General features: G+C 39.4%; 17 protein-coding genes. 11 read left to right on the forward strand and 6 right to left on the reverse strand.

Annotated features, from left to right (window positions below; all coding sequences use genetic code 11):
* Window positions 1-144 precede the first annotated feature (144 nt).
* Genes HU823_RS11060 through HU823_RS11070 form a run of 3 tightly spaced genes read right to left on the reverse strand, consistent with a single transcriptional unit; the run spans window position 145 to window position 2,832 of the window.
* Complete coding sequence (locus HU823_RS11060) at window positions 145-1,125, reverse strand: ABC transporter permease (RefSeq protein WP_137790451.1); 981 nt, start codon at window positions 1,123-1,125, stop codon at window positions 145-147.
* Window positions 1,118-2,032, reverse strand: a complete 915-nt coding sequence (locus HU823_RS11065; RefSeq protein ID WP_197222084.1) for an ABC transporter ATP-binding protein — start codon at window positions 2,030-2,032, stop codon at window positions 1,118-1,120. Before HU823_RS11065 ends, HU823_RS11060 begins: the two co-directional genes overlap by 8 nt.
* Window positions 2,029-2,832: an SGNH/GDSL hydrolase family protein gene (locus HU823_RS11070; protein ID WP_144702660.1), complete on the reverse strand. Its 804-nt coding sequence runs from the start codon at window positions 2,830-2,832 to the stop codon at window positions 2,029-2,031. The genes HU823_RS11065 and HU823_RS11070 overlap by 4 nt, the downstream gene beginning before the upstream one ends.
* Before the next feature lie 144 nt (window positions 2,833-2,976).
* On the opposite strand from HU823_RS11070, the gene HU823_RS11075 reads away from it, so the two are divergent.
* The 7 genes from HU823_RS11075 to copZ all read left to right on the forward strand — a co-directional run bounded on the left by HU823_RS11075 (window position 2,977) and on the right by copZ (window position 10,331).
* Complete coding sequence (locus tag HU823_RS11075; protein WP_197222085.1) at window positions 2,977-4,188, forward strand: DUF418 domain-containing protein; 1,212 nt, start codon at window positions 2,977-2,979, stop codon at window positions 4,186-4,188.
* 125 nt (window positions 4,189-4,313) lie between these two features.
* Entirely contained in the window at window positions 4,314-4,628 is a 315-nt protein-coding gene (locus HU823_RS11080) for an ArsR/SmtB family transcription factor (RefSeq protein WP_066391583.1), read from the forward strand.
* A gap of 16 nt (window positions 4,629-4,644) precedes the next feature.
* Window positions 4,645-6,699 carry a heavy metal translocating P-type ATPase gene (locus HU823_RS11085; protein WP_197222086.1) on the forward strand — a complete coding sequence of 685 codons (2,055 nt, stop codon included), beginning with the start codon at window positions 4,645-4,647 and terminating at the stop codon, window positions 6,697-6,699.
* An 86-nt stretch (window positions 6,700-6,785) separates the two neighbouring features.
* Window positions 6,786-7,331 carry a TVP38/TMEM64 family protein gene (locus tag HU823_RS11090; protein WP_197222087.1) on the forward strand — a complete coding sequence of 182 codons (546 nt, stop codon included), beginning with the start codon at window positions 6,786-6,788 and terminating at the stop codon, window positions 7,329-7,331.
* Window positions 7,332-7,407: 76 nt separating this feature from the next.
* Window positions 7,408-7,695, forward strand: coding sequence for a metal-sensing transcriptional repressor (locus HU823_RS11095; protein ID WP_144702648.1), 288 nt, complete (start codon window positions 7,408-7,410; stop codon window positions 7,693-7,695).
* A 15-nt stretch (window positions 7,696-7,710) separates the two neighbouring features.
* Window positions 7,711-10,113 (forward strand): heavy metal translocating P-type ATPase, encoded by a 2,403-nt coding sequence (locus HU823_RS11100; protein WP_197222088.1) that lies wholly within the window; start codon window positions 7,711-7,713, stop codon window positions 10,111-10,113.
* 11 nt (window positions 10,114-10,124) lie between these two features.
* Window positions 10,125-10,331: a copper chaperone CopZ gene (copZ, locus tag HU823_RS11105; RefSeq protein ID WP_144703741.1), complete on the forward strand. Its 207-nt coding sequence runs from the start codon at window positions 10,125-10,127 to the stop codon at window positions 10,329-10,331.
* A 42-nt stretch (window positions 10,332-10,373) separates the two neighbouring features.
* Here copZ and wrbA read toward each other — a convergent pair whose 3' ends face one another.
* The 3 genes from wrbA to HU823_RS11120 all read right to left on the reverse strand — a co-directional run bounded on the left by wrbA (window position 10,374) and on the right by HU823_RS11120 (window position 12,191).
* Entirely contained in the window at window positions 10,374-11,000 is a 627-nt protein-coding gene (gene wrbA / locus HU823_RS11110; RefSeq protein ID WP_144702642.1) for an NAD(P)H:quinone oxidoreductase, read from the reverse strand.
* Window positions 11,001-11,097: 97 nt separating this feature from the next.
* Window positions 11,098-11,520, reverse strand: a complete 423-nt coding sequence (locus HU823_RS11115) for a hypothetical protein (protein ID WP_197222089.1) — start codon at window positions 11,518-11,520, stop codon at window positions 11,098-11,100.
* 125 nt (window positions 11,521-11,645) lie between these two features.
* Window positions 11,646-12,191 carry a phosphatase PAP2 family protein gene (locus HU823_RS11120; protein WP_260858781.1) on the reverse strand — a complete coding sequence of 182 codons (546 nt, stop codon included), beginning with the start codon at window positions 12,189-12,191 and terminating at the stop codon, window positions 11,646-11,648.
* Window positions 12,192-12,654: 463 nt separating this feature from the next.
* On the opposite strand from HU823_RS11120, the gene HU823_RS11125 reads away from it, so the two are divergent.
* The 4 genes from HU823_RS11125 to HU823_RS11140 all read left to right on the forward strand — a co-directional run bounded on the left by HU823_RS11125 (window position 12,655) and on the right by HU823_RS11140 (window position 15,506).
* A complete protein-coding gene (locus tag HU823_RS11125; RefSeq protein WP_144702636.1) occupies window positions 12,655-12,879 on the forward strand; it encodes a hypothetical protein in 225 nt (74 codons plus the stop codon).
* Window positions 12,880-12,956: 77 nt separating this feature from the next.
* On the forward strand, window positions 12,957-13,172 hold the full coding sequence (locus HU823_RS11130) for a hypothetical protein (protein WP_191753158.1): 216 nt from the start codon (window positions 12,957-12,959) through the stop codon (window positions 13,170-13,172).
* Window positions 13,173-13,530: 358 nt separating this feature from the next.
* Complete coding sequence (locus HU823_RS11135; RefSeq protein ID WP_197222090.1) at window positions 13,531-14,772, forward strand: MFS transporter; 1,242 nt, start codon at window positions 13,531-13,533, stop codon at window positions 14,770-14,772.
* Window positions 14,773-14,948: 176 nt separating this feature from the next.
* Window positions 14,949-15,506 carry a DJ-1/PfpI family protein gene (locus tag HU823_RS11140; RefSeq protein ID WP_066391610.1) on the forward strand — a complete coding sequence of 186 codons (558 nt, stop codon included), beginning with the start codon at window positions 14,949-14,951 and terminating at the stop codon, window positions 15,504-15,506.
* The last annotated feature ends 93 nt before the right edge of the window (window positions 15,507-15,599 follow it).

Consider the following 15,599-nt stretch of genomic DNA (forward strand, 5'->3'; position numbering starts at 1 on the left):
GACAGATTATCATCTGAATCGGACAGATACTTGAGTCAATCAGACAGATTAACTGCTAGAACGGATAGATTACCTTCGACAGTCTAGAAAGAAGTCACATAAAAAAGGAAACCGACTTTGCGGTTTCCTTTTTCATTTCCTATTTTAATAGATATCTCTCTTAGAAAACGTTACGAAAGCGATGATGAATCCAGCAATTCCCCAAACTGCTAAAACGCTCATCGAGAATCCTAAAGACATTCCTTCGATTGGAGTTGCCATTCCACTCACATAGTTTGTAAGGTTCAGGTTTACCATAAAGAAATATTTCGCGCTTTCCCAAGAAGATACCATGTTCGCTAGAATGGCTCCGGCAATGAGTGACGCGAGCATGATTCCCATAACGGCAGCCGTACTTCTTAACAGTACGGATAGCATGAAGGTGAGTGTTCCAACGATCATACATACATACCATACGAGACCGAACTCCATCAGGATGTATTGCCATTGTGGAACGATGTGTACATTTTCAGTTAAAAGTTCATCTCCAGAAACCGTAAATCCTGTTAATAGAGGCATGTTCCATCCGCCATATCCGAAGACGACGCCAGATATTCCATACGATAGAACTGCTACTGATAGAACGATGAATGAAATCGAGAGCAGCATCGCTAAATATTTGCTAAGAAGAATGCGCCATCGTTTAACTGGACGGGTGAGTAAAAGTTTGATCGTTCCTCCACTTGATTCAGAAGAAACGAGGTCTGCCACAATGACCATGACGAGCAACGGGAGAAGTAGATCGATCGAGTTCTCAACGAATATTCGCATGAATGTTGGTGCTCCTGGAGCACGTGGATCGATATCGTTCTCTAAATAATACTGTTGCTGTGAAAGTCTGATCTTTAGAAATTTACGCCATTCATCTTGAATGCGGCTTGAGCTTAGTCGATTTTGAGTGTCAGTGATCTCTTGCTGCAATGTAGTTCGCCAATCTTGATTCCCCATCTTCTCACGTTGATCTTGAATCTCTTTAAACTGAGCATATGTAAAAAGAGGAACTAAGAACGCGATGATCAAGATGATGACATACAATCGTTTTTTCCTTAGAAGCTTTAACATTTCATTCCGGACAAGATTAATCAATGCTTTCGCCTCCTGTTACTTCTAAGAACAGATCTTCTAAAGAAGGAAGCTGAGTTCTCATTTCTTTTACCCTCACTCCAGCTTTTACGAGTTTTTCGTTCCAATCTGGCAGCAATGGTTCATTATATAACGTGATTAGTGTATGATCAGGACCTTCTGTAACTTCTGTTTCCATAGAAAGAATCTCTTTAGCCACTTGAATAGGTTCAGCACGCCAAATCACACGTTCCTGTTCAGCCAATAGGTTATCAACAGAGTCTGTGCGTAATACAGTTCCTTTTGAGATGATCGCCACACGATCACACATCAGCTGAATTTCACTTAACAAATGGGAGGATACAAGAACGCTTAAGTTTTCTTCTCTTGCTAATTGCCTTATGAATTCACGCATCTCGCGAATACCTGCAGGGTCAAGTCCGTTTGTCGGCTCGTCCAAAATAAGTACTTTCGGTTTTCCTAAAAGAGCTTGAGCAATTCCTAAACGCTGTCTCATACCGAGTGAATAGGTACTTACACGATCGTGAATTCGATTTTGTAACCCAACGAGTTCGATCACTTCATTTAATCTTGTCTTTGGGATGGAAGAATCCATTTTCTGAAAGTGTACAAGATTTTCCCATCCTGTTAAGTACGGATACAATTCTGGGTTTTCAACAATACAGCCGAGATGTTTCATCGCTTCGGTAAATTCCGTTCGTACATTCTTACCACCGATTTTAATCGTTCCAGAAGTAGGAGAGATCAAACCAACGATCATTCGAATCGTCGTCGTCTTTCCGGCACCGTTCGGTCCGAGAAAACCAAAGACTTCTCCGGAAACGAGTGTAAACGAAACACCTTTTATGATCTGCTTGCCCTTAATTTTCTTAGTTAGATTCTTTACTTCTAATGCGGGTGTTTGGCTCATGATTCGTTCTCCTCCTGTTCAAATTTGATCAGTGAGGCTACTCGTTCAGCAATCAGCTTGTAACCTTCCGTGTTAGGATGAAATTGATCGGTATAGAGATAGTTTTCTACTTGAAGCTGAAAGAGATCAAAGGTAGGTACATATACGATGTTATCAAAGCCAGCTGCTGTTTCAGCAGACTGGAAGTTCCAGTCTCTAACGATTGAAGAAGTTGTTTTTGAATCAGGCATGTTGCTAAAAGGGTTGTACAACCCAACATGATAGATGACTGCCTCAGGATTCAGTTCTCTGAGCTGTGTATAGATTTTTTTTACATTGCTTAAATAAATCTGTTTTTTACCGTTAATCGCATTATCATCTAGATTCTCTAATGCTGCTCCTTGTTGAAAAAGGTCATTTCCGCCAATCGTCATGACGATCACATCTGCTTGTTTGGCTTGACGCTGAATCTCACTTTGTTGAAGCTGCTTAAGAAGACCTCTAGATGTTTCCCCCTTGATTGCAGTGTTAAGCAGATTAATATCTTGGTCTGTTTTTTCTTTTAAGCGCTCAGTTAGATAGCCCGTATAACCTTTTCCGTCAGCGTCACCGGTTCCACGAGTAAGAGAATCCCCTAATGCAAAGATCGTAAGGGTGCCATCTTGCTTCTCTGTTGAAGTTGATTCGGTTTTTTCTTTAAGCTGTGAAACTTTTTTGTTAGTAGAAAATTGATCTTGTAACGTCCAACCAAGACCAAACAGCCATAGTACTGTAGCCGCAATAGAGACAATCGAAACGACCGTTAAGGTATATTTTTTCAAAACCGCTTTCATCCTTCCCAAATCCTTGATCTGTTGATTATAGAATAGCAAATAATGACGCATATTCTAACTTTTTTGCCTATTTGCGGTAAAATAAACCAAAGGGAGTGGAATCATGAAAAAAAATTTTAAGTGGGGTTCATCATGAATTGGAAACCAGTCGGAGAGCAAGACAGAATTCAATCGTTAGATATTATGCGCGGTATAGCCATTTTTGGCATTCTACTCGTAAATATGAAGTCTTTTTCAGGACCGGATTCACCGATTCGTGCATTGAGTTACGAATATTTTGATGAGCCGTATAACGTTTGGACAAATGTGCTATTAGAGTTTTTTGTTCAAGGAAACTTTATAACGATGTTTTCCTTTTTATTTGGGTTTGGTATCGTGTTGATGGCAGAAAGAGCCGCGGCAAAAAATACGAGGTTTGTTCCTGTGTTTCTAAGACGTCAGTTTGTTCTGCTTCTCTTTGGAATCCTTCATGTTCTGTTTTTTTGGTACGGTGACATATTGATCATGTACGCAATCGTTGGTCTGTTCATGTTGATCTTTTATCGTTTAAATAAGAAAGTATTAATCATAATGGGATTTCTGTTAATAACGGTTTACAGTTTATTTATGACAACATTAACGTACGATTATTGGAGTAGTGGCACGGCGATAACCTATCAAAATGCTCAAAACGAGCTTTATGAACAAGAGATCGCGCAATCCATTCAAATATACAGCAACGGTACCTATGTTGAGATCATGAAGGAAAGAATTCATGAATGGGGAGATCTGAACCGTTATTTTCTCTTTTTTATAGCAGGACTTTTGCCGATGTTTTTATTCGGTGCTTATGCTGCTAAGAAAAGAACGTTCACGAACCGAGGCTTATGGAGACTGTGGCTGTTAACATTGATCCTTGGTCCTGGAAGTAAATCATTCGCTGTTATTTTCTTTTCTAATAAAGGAGAAGATTGGCGTTATGAGACCGCGATGTCATGGGGATACGAATTTGGTGGGGCAATGATGAGCATCTTCTATATCTGCAGCATCGTTCTTCTTTATCGAAGTGGAGTGTGTAAACGTTTGTTTAACTTCTTTCAATTTACAGGTCGCATGGCTTTTACGAACTACTTAACTCAATCGATCATCGCAACAACGATTTTCTATAGTTATGGGTTAGGTCTGTATGGTAAGTTTGGACCACTCGTTGGTGTTATCTTGGCGTGCGTTATTTTTTCTATTCAAGTTATTTTTTCAAAGTGGTGGATGAAAAGGTATTACATGGGACCGCTTGAATGGGTGTGGCGCTCACTAACATATGGCCGAAAACAGCGATTCAAAAGAAACGAAATAAGTAATAGTTAAAGAAGCTGAGAATTCTCGCTTCTTTTTGTTTTGCACAATTTTAAATTTTTAGGTACACTCTAAGTAACATATATGAGCATATGTTCATATAATGAATAAAGCCGAATTTTAGGGAGCTGTTTTTCATGTCTGATCAGCAAAACAAATATGAACACCTCGATGAGGAAACACTATTTATCGTATCTCAAACGTTTAAAGCACTTTCAGATCCAACTCGCATTCGCATTTTGCATCTATTAGGAGAGAGAGAGTGCAATGTTTCTGAAATTGCTGAAGAACTATCACTCATGCAATCAACGGTATCCCATCAGTTACGGTTTTTGAAAAATTTAAGACTTGTTAAATTTAGACGCGCTGGAACTACACTATTCTACTCAATAGATGACGAGCATGTGATGACCCTTCTGCATCAATCCATCCATCATGCGAGACACGACTAGAAAGGAGGGACCATAAATGAAAGAGCATAAGATCACCGGTTTATCGTGTGGACATTGTGCTTTAAAGCTGGAAGAACAGATCCAACAGCTTCCAGGTGGAGAGCGAGCGAAAGTGCAATTTAACTCAAGCAAAATTGTTTTAGATGAACAAATGGATTTGGACAGCGTTCGTTCAATCCTTTCGACTGAGAATGTACGTTTTGAATCAGACGGAGAGCCTACAGGACCTAATTGGCTCATGATTGGTCTATACGTCTCCGTTGCTTCCTTCATAGCAGCACTTATAACAGAACATATGATGAACATAACGTATGTTTCCATACTATTTTATGCGGTTGCGACGATTGCTTCTGGGTACTCAACGTTTTTAAAAGGTCTCCGAAATCTAACGAAGTTGAAATTTGATATAAACACTCTAATGACAGTTGCCTTAGTCGGTGCAGTAGCAATTGGAGAATGGAAAGAAGCTGCACTTGTGGCAATCCTTTTTGGTATTAATGAACTTCTTGAATCTTACGGGATGGAAAAAGCACGTCGTTCGATGGAATCTCTTTTAAAGGTAGCACCGAAAGAAGCACTTCTGTTAAGAGACGGGAAAACAGAAGTTATCTCGATCGAAGAACTTGCTGTTGATGATGTGGTACTCGTGAAAACAGGTCAAAAGATCCCATCAGACGGTGTCGTTGTTTATGGAAAGAGTTCTGTGAACGAAGCTGCGATCACAGGTGAATCACTTCCTGTGGAAAAAGAGAGTGGAGAGAACGTATTTGGTGGAAGCATCAATAACGAAGGTGTCCTTCATGTAAAAATTTCGAAGACTTATAACCAATCAGCTCTTTCTAAAATTTTGGCTCTTGTTCAGGAAGCACAAGAATCGAAAACGCCAACGGAGCTTTTCATCAATCGGTTTGCAAACTATTACACACCGATCATCATGATTATTTCTGCACTTGTTATGTTAGTACCCCCACTCTTGTTCAACGATCCGTGGGGTGAATGGTTCTATCAAGGACTTGCGGTATTGATCGTGGGCTGCCCTTGTGCGCTTATTCTATCTTCACCGATTGCGATCCTATCTGGAATTACCGTTAATGCAAGAAATGGGATCTTGATCAAAGGCGGGGCTTATCTTGAACAGCTTGGGAAGATAAATATCATTGCTTTTGACAAAACCGGTACTCTTACACTAGGGGAACCGCACGTTGTAGCGGAGAAAGCGTTTCATCCCGACTTTTATAAAGTGGCTTATGCGATTGAAAAGTCTTCTTCACACCCTCTTGCAAAAGCAGTCGTTGCAAAGTGCCGGGAAGTTGGTGCTGAAGAAGTAGAAGCGGATGAAATTACTACAGTTAGTGGTCAAGGAATTACAGCGGTAGTCAATCATAAAACGTATAGGCTAGGAAACGAAAAAATCATTGGCAGTATGCATGCGGATGAGGACGTAATAAATGTTATCGAATCATTTAAAGAAGATGGTAATACGATCGTCCTTGTTGCAAGTGACACTGAAATTCTTGGTGTGTTTGCTATTGCTGATGAAATTAGAAAAGAAAGTCCTGACATTATCTCTCTGCTTCATGAAAAAGGAATAAGAGAAACGGTCATGCTGACTGGTGATCACCCAATTGTTGCAGATAAAGTTGCTAAGAAAACGGGAGTGTCTTCTTTCTTCGGGGGGCTGCTCCCGGAGGATAAAGTAGAAAAGGTTAGATCACTAAAGAAGCATGGAAAAGTGGCTATGATCGGTGATGGAATCAACGATGCTCCCGCACTGGCTACGGCAGATCTCGGTATAGCGATGGGGAAAGGAACAGATAGTGCGATCGAAACGGCAGATATTGTACTCATGCAAGATCATTTAGGAAAACTTCCAGATGCTGTTCAGGTTTCAAGGAAAGTAAATACAATCATCAAGTGGAACATCGGATTATCGCTTGGGTTGAAGCTTTTAGCTCTGCTGCTTACGATACCGGGATGGCTCACACTTTGGATTGCAATCCTGTCTGACATGGGTGCTACAATTCTTGTAACATTGATCAGCCTTACTGTCCTGCTTCACAATAGAAAATAGTGAACGTAAAAAGTCATGCAGCTGCATGGCTTTTTTAGTACCATAAAGGGGTATGAACTTAGGATTTTTTAGGAGGAACGCATGTCATGTCAGAAACCGTGATTCAATTTTTCCAAGAGTATAGCGAATGGGCGATTATCCTTTCACTCGTTCTCAATATATTAATTGGAATTTTAGGTGTTGTTCCTACTGTTTTTATAACAGCCGCAAATATTTTATTCTTTGGGTTTTGGTACGGAACATTCATTTCATTTATTGGAGAAGCATTAGGAGCAATGGTTGCTTTTTTTCTATACAGAAAAGGATTCAAACAGGTTTCTAGAGAGAAGCTTAAAGGGTACCCCAGGGTGGTAAGATTGTTGGAAGCAAGAGAGAAGGAAGCATTCATCCTCATTCTGTCACTTAGATTGCTGCCCTTTGTACCTTCAGGATTTGTTACATTTGCTAGTGCGATCGGGGCTGTCTCAGCATGGACTTTTGTTGTAGCAAGTTCAATAGGTAAGATACCAGCATTGGTACTTGAAGCATATTCAGTGTATAACGTAACCGAATGGAATACAGAAGGAAAGATCATTTTAGGAGTTGTAGCGTTAGCAGGGATCTACATTTTTGTAAACAAAAGAAGAAACTGATCATAACTTTTGATACTATAGGGGGGTATAGTATATACTAACCTTGTAAGCATCCAAAACGAAGGGATGAAGCCATATGGAACAAAAAACACATCGCTGTGACAGTGATAAACAAGATTTAAACAACCGTTTAAAAAAGATCGAGGGCCAAGTTCGTGGTCTTCAAAAAATGATAGAAGATGATCGTTATTGTATAGATGTTCTTGTTCAGATTTCAGCTGTGACAGCCGGATTAAAAAGAGTAGGATTTCAATTGATGGAAAGTCACACTCAGCATTGTGTGGCTGATGCGATAAAATCTGGTGATGGAGAAGACTCTATAGAAGAATTAATGAGGGTCATTAAGCAATTCTCTAAATCATAAAAGAAGGTGAAGGCCATGAGCAAAAAGAAAGTAAATCTAGGAATCACGGGCATGACATGCTCAGCTTGTTCAACTCGAATCGAGAAAGTGCTGAACAAAATGGATCATGTCGATGTTAACGTCAACTTAGCCATGGAAAAAGCTTCTGTAACGTTTGATCCTGAAACAATCACCCTTCAAGAGATCGAACAAAAAATTGAAAAGCTAGGATACGGGGTAGTTAAAGAAAAAGTAGATCTTGATATTTCGGGGATGACCTGTGCAGCATGTTCTACACGCATTGAAAAAAGCTTAAACCGTATGGAAGGGATCTCTAGTGCTACCGTTAACTTAACGGGTGAAACAGGATCCATAGAATATAACCCGGCGATTGTTTCTGTAGACGATGTTTTAAACAAGATCAAGAAGCTTGGGTATCATGCGTCTACTCACCAAGATCGTGAAAAGAAAAAGACGAAGAAGGAAGAAGAGATCACGGCTAAGAAGAGAAAGTTAATTCTTTCTATCATCTTGTCTCTTCCACTTCTCTATACAATGTTTGCACATATGCCTTGGGATTTTGGTCTGTTGATGCCTTCATTATTCATGAACCCTTGGTTTCAATTTATTCTCGCTTCTATCGTCCAATTTTATATCGGAGGACCTTTTTATATCGGTGCTTTTCGAGCGCTTCGTAATAAGAGTGCGAACATGGATGTTCTTGTTGCACTCGGAACGTCTGCTGCCTTTTTTTACAGCGTCGTTGAAGCATTTAAAACGCTTAGTAATCCAGACTATATGCCCCAGCTGTACTTTGAAACGAGCGCTGTATTAATCACGTTAATCTTAGTCGGTAAATATTTCGAGACTCTCGCAAAAGGTAGAACAACTGAGGCGATTTCCAAACTATTGAATCTGCAAGCGAAGGAAGCTACTGTCGTTCGAGATGGAATGGAAGAGAAAATTTCAATCGATCAAGTAGTGGTGGGGGATACGCTGGTTATTAAACCGGGTGAAAAAATACCGGTCGATGGCACTGTACTCTCTGGAAATTCTTCCGTCGATGAGAGTATGATTACAGGCGAAGCGATTCCTGTTGAAAAAGCAGAAGATGATTTCGTTATTGGAGCTACACTTAACAAGAATGGTACTCTTCGTATGGAAGCCAAAAAAGTAGGAAAAGAAACGGCTTTAGCAGGAATCATAAAAATTGTTGAAGAAGCTCAAGGATCAAAAGCCCCCATACAACGTATGGCAGACTACATTTCAGGGATTTTCGTGCCGATTGTAGTAGGTATCGCAATACTTGCCTTTGTAATTTGGTATTTTCTTGTTGATTCAGGAAACCTGCCACAAGCACTTGAAGTCAGCATTGCCATACTAGTAATAGCCTGCCCATGCGCACTTGGTCTTGCAACACCGACGTCCATCATGGTTGGAACTGGTATAGGTGCAGAGCAGGGAATCCTGTTCAAAGGTGGGGAATATTTAGAAGGTGCACAAAGAATTAATGCTGTACTACTTGATAAAACAGGAACGGTTACAAAAGGTAAACCAGAAGTAACAGATCTCACAGAGTTAAAAGAAGGTTTCCTTGCTCATGTGATTTCCGCAGAGAAAAGCTCTGAACACCCTTTAGCAGAAGCAATTGTTGAGTACGGAAATAAACAGGATATACCATCCATTGAGACGGAATCCTTTCATGCTATTCCAGGGCATGGTATTGAAGCGGTAGTTAGTGGGAGAACGATACTCGTCGGAACGAGAAAGCTCATGAAAGAAAAAGCTGTAGAATACAAAGAGCAGGAAGCACTTCTTAAAGCATATGAGAACGAAGGAAAAACAGCTATGCTTGGTGCAGTAGATGGAGAGCTCGTTCTGATTGTAGCTGTTGCTGACACGGTAAAAGAAACATCTAAAAATGCGATTAACGCTTTAACAGAACAGGGTATTGATGTGTATATGATCACAGGTGATAACAAAAGAACAGCACTTGCGATCGCACAAGAAGTGGGCATTAAAGAGGTATTCGCTGAAGTCTTACCCGAAGATAAAGCACGTATTGTGAAAGAACTTCAAGAAAAGGGAAAAACAGTAGCGATGGTAGGTGATGGGATCAATGATGCTCCAGCACTTGCGACTGCTAATATTGGAATGGCAATCGGAACAGGAACAGATGTAGCGATCGAAGCCGCTGATGTTACGCTTGTTGGCGGTGATCTTAATCATATTCCAAAAGCGATAGAGTTAAGCCGGAAGACAATGCAGAACATTAGGCAAAACTTATTTTGGGCATTGTTTTACAATACAGCAGGTATTCCGATAGCTGCATTCGGTTTGCTCGAACCATGGGTTGCCGGAGCGGCTATGGCTTTTAGCTCTGTATCTGTTGTAACGAACGCATTGCGTTTAAAACGAGTCAACTTAAATAAAATTTAGGAGGAAAAATGATGGAAACAAAAACACTAAATGTAGAAGGTATGACGTGTGGACATTGTAAAGCAGCGGTAACAAATGCACTAAATGAACTAGATGGAGTGAAAAACGTAGTGGTTCACTTAGAAACAGGAAAAGTGGAAGTTGAAGTGGATTCCTCGAAAGTTACAGAAGCCGAAATGCGTGAAGCGATTGAAGATCAAGGGTATGACGTGAAGTAATGTGAAAAGCCTCTCCATGTGGAGGGGCTTTTTATATAGATTCTATAAGTTCCCTTTAAGTGCTTTTGCCACTTTTGCCACGCGTTTTCCTAAACGAGATGCCATTGTTTTCTCTGCATCTTGAGGCTGCTGACTACCATCTGCTCCAGCTACAGTCGATGCCGCGTACGGTGAACCACCGATTCCTTCTGATGTCATCTGTTCTGGATTTTCTCCATAAGGAAGACCTACATAAATCATTCCAAAGTGCATGAGTGGAACAAAAGAAGTGATCGCAGTAGATTCTTGTCCGCCATGAATCGTATTAGAACTTGTGATTACGGCCGTCGGCTTACCTTCTAAATCGCCATTTGCCCAAAGACTGCCCGCAGAATCGAGTAGTTGTTTGATCTGTGCTGGCATCATCCCATATCGTGTCGGAATTCCCCAGATTATTCCGTCTGCCCATTTTAAATCATCAAGTGTAACTTCAGGAATATCAACCTGTGCTTCTTGAGCTTTTACATAAGCATCTTGTTGAGACATATATTTTTTTGTGACTTCAAATTCAGGAACTTTTACAACTTTAACTTCGGTACCGTCAACTTGCTTTACACCTTCTGAAGCTGCTAATGCCATCTCATGAATATGACCATAAGAACTATAATATACAACCAAAACGTTAGCCATTATATTACCTCCTTATTTAATATGACTTATGTACACTTCCCGTTTTTTCCTAATTGAAATCATAAAAAAAATCCGCCTGTCTGTTTCAGGCGGATTTCTAATAATAAGGGTATGGGTAGGGTGGATAATAAGGATAGGGATAAGGTGGATAATAAGGGTATAATGACAAAGCTGCTAAGGATGCTAGTGGGAAAATCTGACGATAATATCTTCGATAATAAGGATTACCATACCATTGTCGTTGATTTTGCTCTGAACTTTGTTGAACTTGCTGAGATTGTTGTTGGGGATTTGGAGACTGTTGTGTAGGTTGAGGACTCTCTTGCTCTTCTTCGACTGGCATCATGTTTTGCGGAACCATCATATACACATTTTTCTTGTCTAGATCGGTAATGATACCTTCAATTTCTTGTCCGTCTCGGGTTTTAATCGTTACATGATAATACATATGCTGCTTACACATCTGATGCATACTGTCAGCCCGATTCTGATTCTTCGAATGTAATTGATCTTCGCTCATATTATCACTCCTTCCCATGTTATTCATATTTCCTTCAAGCCCAAGTTATGTCTGTACATAGAAAACAGTTATGAACGAGTTAAAGCCACAAAAAAAAACCGCTTATAAAAGCAGTTCTTTTTTCTTTAACTTTTTTCTGTGCTTTGAAGTTTTGTCTTGAACATTCGTTTGAAAAAGCTGAGTACCGTTTCAGCCTCAAGATAATAGAACAGTTTAAATAGCAAGCTGCTTAATAAAATCCCAGCAACTACATCCAATACAACATGCTGTTTGACGAACAATGTTGACAAGATAATGCTGTAAGCGATGGTTGAGACAATGATATCTTTTCTGATCGTCCACATCTTACTATGGCGAATACCTAAGATCATAAGATAACTACTCAAAACATGAATACTTGGAAAACAGTTGAACGGTTGGTCAGCCCCATATACATATTGAACCATCTTTGTGAGTATGCCACCTTCAACTAATTCGGGACGGGGAACAGTGGTCTGAAAAAAGAAATAAATCACATAACATACCAGCATTCCAACACAAAAACTTAATAAAGTCCGATAATAGATGGCTCTGTCATATACACAAAAGTAAACAAACATTAGAAAAATAAAAGCATACCAAAGGATATAAGGTACAATAAAAATCTCCGCAAATGGGATTTGGTGATCCACTGCTGTAATAAGTTGCCTCGCCCCGCGTTCCCCGTGATTTAATACCTGATAAATAATATTCAGTAAAGGGATAGAGAGGAGAAGACATAATGCTAAAATATTCTCTTTTATAATACGCAATACGAACTACTCCTTTATCTATATCATCAGCTTAATAACATATTCCCGTTTTAAAAGGTTTTACACGTTTTAAAATACACCTTATTGAGGTTACCATATTATGGTTTATTTGTCATAGGTCATGAGACGTATTCTACTATAAATTTTATATCAATTTATGGTTATGTCTAGTCTTCCCAAGTACGGTTACAATTTCTTTGCCACTATTTGCGTCAAGTAGTAAATGTACCCGTATATTATATACAGACGATTACTTTTTGACTTTTCTGATAAAAGGAATATAATGGAGGTACAACCGTAAGACCTAATGCATATTTAACCTCTTTGAAAGGGAGTGTTATGGATGTATGTAGGCAATACCATAAAAGTAGACCGTTATAATGGTGAATATTTTATGATCAGCCAAAAGTGGCTGATGGAAGTGGTCTGGAACAAATACAACATGCCATTGCACGAGTTTTTATTAGCGTATGACAAATCAGACAGTGACTACATCATGTCATTGGCTGAACGGCAAAGCATTCAATATGAAATCGCACATGATGAAGACTACCTGTACATAGGGTAGTTTTTTTATTTTTATGTATGTCAAAAGCCCCTCTTCCTACATACACTGGGTTTAGGATTCAGGGGGAGGGCACATTCATGGCTAAAAAAAATGCAAAGAAAACAACAAAAAATAAATATGACAGTCAGGTTAATAAATACCAGCACACACAAAAGATGGTTACAAGTGAAACTTGCATCGCCTGTAAAACCCAATGCGTAAGAGGATTGGCTTACATGGAACGCATGTCACAGCCAGGAGCTATGGGTAAAGGAGTACCATGCCATCTTACAAAAGGAAGAGGACATAAATAATGTGATTGTGTTCGCTGGCCTATATATGGGCCAGCTTTTTTTGAGTTTTTGAGAGGGTTTTGAAGAAAATTTTAGCTACGGCAATGAAAAATCTCTATGATTTAGGGAATTATGATCGGTTCCGAGGCTTTATGATCGATTCTTGGGATCTATGATCGATACCGAGAATTTTTGATGGACTCTCAGGATTTATGATCGATGCTGAGAATTTATGATCGTTTCCCGAAAATTTCACCTATCCCAAAAACCTTAAATCAACAACCTCATCATCCACTCAAACACCGTCAAAGACGTAATCACCTGTCATGTGGTACACTTTGTGTGGTTTATATTACCATAAAAAGGATGAAGCATTTATATGATTAAAGCAAATCGCTATTTTCATTTTTTATGGAGCGGACAGACGCTCGCGAATTTAGGAGATATACTCTATATCATTTGTTTGATTACACTTGTTTACAATGAAACGGGATCTGTCCTGCATATGGCTCTTATTCCATTTGCGAAGACGATGTCCTTGCTTGTTTCAGGTTTTCTAGCTCCTCTATTCATTGAAACGTACAAACGAACGAGTTTATTGATCCACACACTTATGCTTAAAACAGCATTGTTATTCTGTTTATGTTTACTCGGTTTATATGGTATACATACGGCTACAACATTTACTCTATTGTATATTTTGGTCGTAATCATTTCTCTTCTTGAAGGTCTCGGAAACCCCGCAAGAAGATCTATGGTTCCTGATCTTGTAGAAAGTGATGAGCTTGTAAAAGCAAACAGTTTCATCAGTATTGCCAACCAGACTTCTATGCTTTTATCATGGCCACTCGGCAGTGTTCTATTGGTGATGTGGGGGGAACAAAATATGCTATGGGTAACTTTTGGCTTATTTGTCGTTGCAACCTTACTTACTATTCAAATAAAGGTTAACGAAAAGGAGAACGTTAAAACACAAGAGTCGAAGTGGAAAGCGATGAAAGAAGGTTGGCAACTGATCTTTCAATCAAAAAAACTTACAACTTTAACAGTTATGGATGTACTTGAAAACTTCGGTCATGGAGTTTGGATCGCCGCAATTCTTTACGTATATGTTGAAACAGCGATAGGAAAAGGAGAAGCGTGGTGGGGTTACATCAATGCGTCTTTTTTTGCAGGAATGATGGTAGCGGGTCTTGTAGTATACCGGTTCTCTAAATGGATGGAATCATATCTGGGCTTTGTCATTATGGCATCAACGGTTTGTTTGATGTTGCTTAACGTGTGGTTCGGTTTAACTTCATCAGCATGGATTGCCTTATTGGTTTCTTTCGTTTTTGGGTTTCCTCAGATGGCGAGAGATGTGTCCCAAAATACGTTGATCCAAGAATCCTATAGAGATAAACAGCTGGCTAAAGTGTATGCATCTCATGGGACAATCGTGTATGGGACATTTGGAATAGCGACATTATTACTCGGTTGGTTTGCAGAGGAATTTGGAGTTCGAGAGACATATGTGTTAGTAAGTTTTCTGTTTTTGGTTTCCTTTGCGATCGCATTTTTAAATCGTAAAGTCCTACATTCTAACCAGAAAATAACCTCACTTGAACAAGATGTTGTATAGATAACCTATCAATTCTATCTAATAACTTGGGAAAACTGCTTGTATTTTACTAAAAAGAAAGCACATGTTCTCCTTCAATTTTCCCAATACAAAGCAAGTCGGCATCCTGTTACAATAATTATACACCCTCTTCCCTGCAAGACGGGTAGAAAAGTAACAGGAATGGGTGAATACCATTGAAAAAGAAAGTACTTGTCTATCTGTATCCACAATTTAGAGAAGTTGAAGTAATGACGACTTTATCTATTATCGGTAAAAAGTATGAAGTGCTGCCTTTCTCGCTGTTGCCAGGAACTGTTACTAGTGAATGTGGTTTACTGATGCAGCCTACGATTAAGATGAAGAATATTAGTCCTATTGATTATGAGATGCTCATTATTCCTGGGGGAAAACAAGCTTTCACTCAAGGAAATCCGAGACTTCTGCATCTGTTGCAAGTGTTCAACAGAGAGAATATTAAGATTGCAGCTATTGGTAATGGAGCAGTTATTTTAGGACGAGCCGGTATATTGAACGGCAGGTCATATACTGTGTCTTTACGTGAAGATGAATTTGCTAAAACAAACAGCTGGTTGAATGGAACGTATCAATCAAAACAGATTGTTGAAGATAAGAATCTTTTAACAGCAAAAAGCCATGCTTATATTGATTTTGGTTTAACGATTGGGGACCGTTTGCAATGTTTTGACGGCCTGGAAGAATATAATTTTTATAAAGGTACAAGTTCCTTTTAACGGAACGCTGATCTTCGCTCCCCCTTATCGCTTTCTGGCTATTAGCTAGAAAGCGTTTTTTAATGGGAAAAATCACTAAAATAAATCATGATA

It is taken from the genome of Fictibacillus sp. 18YEL24 (assembly GCF_015903855.1).
Classification (GTDB): domain Bacteria; phylum Bacillota; class Bacilli; order Bacillales; family Fictibacillaceae; genus Fictibacillus; species Fictibacillus phosphorivorans_C.